Below are 1,300 nucleotides of genomic sequence, written 5' to 3' on the forward strand. Positions count from 1 at the left end.
GGCCGAAGGCGGCTTCGGTGACGCGGCCGAGCTTTTTTGCCTCGGCGGGCAGGGGCGACGAGCGCGGCACCAGATGCACGACGGAGGAGGTGACCTTGGGCGGTGGAATGAAAGCCTGCGGCGGCACGTCGAAGGCGATTTTTGCCTCGGTTCGCCAGCCGGCCAGGACGCCGAGCCGGCCATAGGCGTCGCTGCTCGGGCCCGCGGTGATGCGCTCCGCCACCTCGCGCTGGAACATCAGCGTCATCGACTGGTAGAAGGGCGGCCAGTCGGCCACCGTCAGCCAGCGGATCAGAAGCTCGGTGCCGATATTGTAAGGCAGGTTGGCGACGATCTTGACCGGCTCACCATTCGCCGCGCCGGCAAGTGCGGCAAAATCCGTTTTCAGCGCATCGCCTGGTATGACATCGAGGCGTCCGGGATAATGGCTGGAGATATCTGCCAGCGCCTCCAGGCAGCGCTCGTCGCGCTCGATGGCGATCACGCGGTGCGCGCCGTTGAAGAGCAGTGCCCGCGTCAGCCCGCCGGGACCAGGGCCGACCTCGATCACGGTCGCCTTGCCGAGATCGCCGGCCGCGCGGGCGATCTTGCTTATCAGATTGAGGTCGAGCAGGAAATTCTGCCCGAGCGCCTTCTTGGCCTGCAGGCCGTGCCGCTCGATCACTTCGCGCAGCGGCGGCAACCCGTCGATCGTGGTGCGCGCGTTCAATTGAGCCTCATGCTGCGGCAGCCCGCCCCCGCCGTCCGCTGTCAGCCAGCCGGCGCGCCAGCCTCAGCGCGGCGATCAGGCTATCGGGGCGCGCTATGCCCTTGCCGGCAATGTCGAAAGCGGTGCCGTGATCGGGCGAGGTTCGGATGAAGGGCAGGCCCAGCGTCACGTTCACCGCCTCGTCGAAAGCCAGCGTCTTGGCCGGGATCAGCGCCTGGTCGTGATACATGCAGAGCGCCGCGTCATAGGTGGTGCGCGCACGCGGATGAAACATCGTGTCGGCCGGCAGCGGCCCGATCGCGTCGATGCCTTCCGCTTTCAACGTCTCGACCGCCGGGGCGACGATTGCGGTATCCTCGGAGCCCATGGCGCCGCCTTCGCCGGCATGCGGGTTGAGCCCGGCGATGGCAAGCCTCGGCCGGGCGATGCCGAAACGGCTCTTGAGATCGGCGGCGGTGATGCGCGCGGTCGCGACGATCAGCTCCGTCGTGAGCACCTTCGGCACCTCGGCCAAAGCGATGTGGATGGTGACCGGAACGGTGCGCAGATCAGGTCCCGCCAGCAGCATCACCGGCGTCACGTCCCTGCCGG

The 1,300-nt window shown here is 67.8% G+C and carries 2 protein-coding genes; both read right to left on the reverse strand.

The features are described 5' to 3' along the window. A partial coding sequence (gene rsmA, locus EOD07_RS34665; RefSeq protein WP_127238373.1) for a 16S rRNA (adenine(1518)-N(6)/adenine(1519)-N(6))-dimethyltransferase RsmA occupies window positions 1–709 on the reverse strand: 709 nt, incomplete at its 3' end. A 7-nt stretch (window positions 710–716) separates the two neighbouring features. After that, a partial coding sequence (pdxA, locus tag EOD07_RS34670) for a 4-hydroxythreonine-4-phosphate dehydrogenase PdxA (RefSeq protein WP_127238374.1) occupies window positions 717–1,300 on the reverse strand: 584 nt, incomplete at its 5' end.

Source organism: Mesorhizobium sp. M2C.T.Ca.TU.002.02.1.1, from assembly GCF_003997225.1.